Genomic DNA, 3,909 nt, shown 5'->3' on the forward strand with positions numbered 1-3,909 from the left:
TCCCACAGGGTTATTTGTTTTTCTCTGAATCGATTGTCTGCCCATTTCTTGCGAGGTTTCACCGGATGAGAATCCTCGGCATCCTTTGCCTGCTCTTGACCCTCAGCGGTTGCAGTTCGCTGCTGTTCTACCCGGAACCGGGCCAGATCTTCACCCCGGACAAAGCCAAACTCGAATACCGCACCGTCACCCTGATCACCGCCGATGGCTTGAAACTCAACGCCTGGTGGCTGCCGGCCAAACCTGGCGTCGAGGTCAAAGGCACGGTCCTGCATCTGCACGGAAACGGCGGCAATTTGCCGATGCATCTGGGCGGCAGCTGGTGGTTGCCGAAGAACGGCTATCAGGTGCTGCTGGTCGACTATCGCGGCTACGGTTTGTCCGAGGGCAAGCCGAGCCTGCCGGCGATCTATCAGGACATTGACGCCGCGTTCGCCTGGCTCGACAACGCGCCCGAGGTCAAAGGCAAACCGCTGGTGCTGCTCGGGCAGAGTCTGGGCGGCGCGATGTCGGTGCATTGGCTGGCGCAGCACCCGGAGCGGCAAAAACAACTCAAGGCCCTGGTGCTGGATGGCGTGCCGGCCAGTTATCGCAGTGTCGGCCAATTCGCCCTCAGCACTTCGTGGCTGACCTGGCCATTGCAAGTGCCGCTGTCGTGGCTGGTGCCGGACGGCGACAGCGCAATCAACTCGATGGCGCAGCTGACCGGCGTGCCGAAGCTGATCTTCCATAGCATCGACGATCCGCTGGTGCCGATGGTCAACGGCATTCGCCTGTATCAGGCAGCGCCGCCGCCGCGCGTGTTGCAGCTGACCCGTGGTGGTCATGTGCAGACCTTCGGCGACCCGGTGTGGCGTCAGGTCATGCTGCGCTACCTCGATGATCCCGAACACTTCGACGGCCTGCGCCGCCTCGGCGAAATCCCCAATTATCCGAAAGCCCCGAATTCCGAAGATGAGAGTCCGCAATGACTGAAGAACGTAACGCCATCCCGCTGATCATCACGGGTATCTGCAGCATCCTCGGCACCGTCGGGGCGCTGTGGTACTACGGCTACCTGCACTTCGCCAAGCCGGAGGATGCGCTGTTGCTCAGCGAATTCACCATGCTCAAGACCGTGCCGGGCGAGGACTACAAAGTCTCGCTGACGCCTGCGCCGCAAGTGGCGCAGTGCATTGATGGCGTGCTGGTGTTGTTTGATACCGAGCAGAAAGGCCTGACCGGTGTGTTGATCAATGGCCAGAAAAAGGCTGTGCGCTGCATGGGGGAGGAGACGCCGCAGAAGCTGGAGCAGTGATTCTGCTGGATCACTTTCCCCCTCTCCCATTGGGAGAGGGGACTGACCGAGGTGTATTCCGCCATACATCGACCTGAGAGACCGTGTCGATTATGGATTCAATAAAGCACTTTCAGATCGATGTATCTCTAGAGCATCCCCCAATCGGCTCCCTCTCCCTCGGGGAAGGGTTGGGGTGAGGGGCTACAGTATGAAACTTAACAAAGAGCCCCTCCATTTGAACGAAGGAGCTTTTACAGTTAAGGGCTGGCTGTCACCGTGATTTTTCGATTGGCACTCCAAGGCGAGCGCTTACCGTCAATGCTTTGCCATGCAGTCATGGAAAACGGGCCGACGGGTAAGCTCCAGACACTTTGCACCGACCAGTTGCCGTAAGCATCGGCATCTGTTTCCGCCAGTATGTTGTAAGGGCCGTTAACCTTGGTGACCCGGATATGGGCACCCGGCAGCGCTTTTCCCGAGAGCAGCGGATTTTGGCCGCTTTCACTGCCCTCCACCGGTGTGTCGATAACAGGCGCTGCGGGTGCGTCAGTTACCGTGATTTTTCGATTGGCACTCCACGGCGAGCGCTTACCGTCAATGCTTTGCCATGCAGTCATGGAAAACGGGCCGACGGGTAAAGTCCAGACACTTTGCACCGACCAGTTGCCATAGGCATCGACGTCTGTTTCCGCCAGTACCTCGTAAGGGCCGTAGACCTTGGACACACGGATATGTGCGCCCGGAAGAGCTTTGCCGGAGAGCAGAGGGTTTTGACCACTGTCACTACCCTCTAGTGGGGTTTCTATGATTGGCGCGTCGAGCGTATCAATTACCTTGATTGTTCTATTGGCACTCCACGGCGAGCGCTTACCATCAATGCTTTGCCAGGCTGTCATGGAAAAAGGCCCTGAGGGTAATGTCCAGACACTTCGCACTGACCATTTGCCATAGGCATCAGCGTCTGTTTCCGCCAGTACTTCGTAAGGGCCGTAAACGCGGGTTACGCGAATATGGGCGCCAGGCAATGCTGTGCCTGAAAGCAATGGGTTGTAACCGGAGTCAGCGTTTTCCACTGGCCTAGAGATAACCGGGGGAGGCACATCCACGATATCAACAACGTTGAATAAACGCTGCTCGGACGGCCCCGAGACTCTGTCGCCAAAGTACTGCCGAAGCACAAGTGCATTGGGGCCTGATGGCCTATCGGTAGGAGGGGTTATTGACCACCTGCCTTGTACATCCGCGATAGCTGTTGCGAAGAAAGTCTCCGGGGTTGCGGCTTCTGCTACCTTGATCGTTGCTCCCGGTCGCGCCGTTCCAGTGATCAAAGGTTTCAGCGTTGTTGTAGCGTTCTGCTCGGGTGTCATGACCAGCGGTGGCACGACTGTCGTTGTGCAATATGGGAGGCCTTGTCCGTTTATTGCAATTGCGAGCGATGCACCAGCCTTATCCGTCGCACAGACTTTGATTTTGATTCTTGCCGTCGCGTCTTCCAGCGTCCGTCCTGGCTGCAGGGTAGGATCGTTCGTTGTGGCAGTTTCTGGCGAGGCATCCAATTGCACGTTGCGCACCGTCCCGTTCAGTGACGAGTACCTGATCCAGACGCCGGTCACGCGATTATCGGTGGGAGAAAATTCGTCGAATGGTGTGGGCTGGCGGTACTCAAGCGCTATCAACTGAGGTTCTGTGGGCCGATTGATCATGTAAAGTTGAGGCCCTTCCTTACCCAATACCCCCAGGCGGTACAGACCTGTCTTACTGATCACGGCGGCTTGCGAGTCATCTAGCCAGCCGGAAAACCACCGGTTGATTGCCGGATAGAGTGTTCCGCCACCCGATACCGAGTCTCCAGTATCACCATACCCGATCGGGCTGCACTCTTCAGGAGCCTGAACAACGTCGTTACTCACCGGACATTTGGTATAAGTGCCGCCATGTGGGTATCCCAGATTGTGGCCGAATTCGTGCTTCCATGTATGCGGTGAGCCCGGCATACCTTTAACCCAAATCCAGTTTCCCGGCACCGTAGCGATTGCGCCGCCGCCACAGGGGACCGCCACAAAGAGGAATGGAAAACCTGCGGGATCAATGTTTTGTGCACGGGCCGCTTTGCGTCCTGCCTCGAGACTGCCTGAAGCGGTGCATGTTGCAGGTTTTGGACCGAAATCTGCCTCGATCTGTGTGCCTTCCAGTTTCAGTTTATTGCCGGAGGCAGCGAGGATGTAGGAGCGCAATGAATTCCAGTGCGTTGAGAAAGTTTGCTCAGCAATTTTTCCGGAGTCCAGGCCCGGTTCGCCTGACCAGTGCCCGACCACCAGCAATACCTTTTGAACGCCTGTGATGGGGCGTTTTATCGAGGGAGTCAGTAGTTCGGGATCGGTGCTGATGACCATGTCATCGGGATCATACAAAGGCTCTGGTGGGATTGCCGCGTTGCTCCAGCTCATTGCTGCATGGAGAAGTGTCGACAAAAATCCGGCTGCGATGATTGATCGTTTCATCGGGGAATCCTTGTGAGGATCAGGCTGACAGGTAACAGCCTCTTCCATGTACCGATCCTCGTCCACTGTCATAGTTGACAGTGGACTTCGCTTTCGGAAGACGAAACGGTCATGGGAATTGAGTCAACC

3 protein-coding genes are annotated in these 3,909 nt (G+C 56.8%); 2 read left to right on the forward strand and 1 reads right to left on the reverse strand.

The window, feature by feature from the left end:
- The first annotated feature begins 65 nt into the window (after window positions 1-65).
- Together F8N49_RS26280 and F8N49_RS26285 are read left to right on the forward strand one after the other, a co-directional pair.
- Window positions 66-971 (forward strand): alpha/beta hydrolase, encoded by a 906-nt coding sequence (locus tag F8N49_RS26280; protein ID WP_122751930.1) that lies wholly within the window; start codon window positions 66-68, stop codon window positions 969-971.
- Window positions 968-1,297, forward strand: coding sequence for a hypothetical protein (locus F8N49_RS26285; RefSeq protein WP_041478159.1), 330 nt, complete (start codon window positions 968-970; stop codon window positions 1,295-1,297). Before F8N49_RS26280 ends, F8N49_RS26285 begins: the two co-directional genes overlap by 4 nt.
- A 239-nt stretch (window positions 1,298-1,536) precedes the next feature.
- Here F8N49_RS26285 and F8N49_RS26290 read toward each other — a convergent pair whose 3' ends face one another.
- A complete protein-coding gene (locus F8N49_RS26290) occupies window positions 1,537-3,780 on the reverse strand; it encodes a hypothetical protein (RefSeq protein ID WP_122747641.1) in 2,244 nt (747 codons plus the stop codon).
- Window positions 3,781-3,909: the final 129 nt, after the last annotated feature.

Origin of the sequence: Pseudomonas sp. GXM4, from assembly GCF_008923895.1 — a bacterium.
Taxonomy (GTDB): domain Bacteria; phylum Pseudomonadota; class Gammaproteobacteria; order Pseudomonadales; family Pseudomonadaceae; genus Aquipseudomonas; species Aquipseudomonas atacamensis.